The organism is Psychrobacter sp. GW64-MNA-CIBAN-0177 (genome assembly GCF_040309585.1).
GTDB lineage: Bacteria > Pseudomonadota > Gammaproteobacteria > Pseudomonadales > Moraxellaceae > Psychrobacter > Psychrobacter okhotskensis.
Window position 1 is genome coordinate 1 of record NZ_JBEOOY010000574.1, and the last position, 239, is coordinate 239.

1 protein-coding gene is annotated in these 239 nt (G+C 39.3%); it reads right to left on the reverse strand.

What is annotated here, in order from left to right:
* Positions 1-52: 52 nt before the first annotated feature.
* Positions 53-239: ureidoglycolate lyase (locus AAEY79_RS16280; protein WP_352289796.1), on the reverse strand; the 187-nt coding region annotated here is incomplete at its 5' end.

Genomic DNA, 239 nt, shown 5'->3' on the forward strand with positions numbered 1-239 from the left:
TAAAAAAGCCAGCTAATTTACATTAGCTGGCTTTAACAATCACTAATAACTACTAAACAGCATTAGCCTTTGCTCTATTTGACTTAGCTTCTTCAGTAGAGACATCAACGCAAACTTCCCAATCATCAATCTCAAATTCATGGCAGTTGTTACCCTCACCATTGATACGATCGACCACTAAGAAATCACAATCCGCTTTTAGCGCCAGTAGCGGATGATGCCAAACATTGGCATCATAC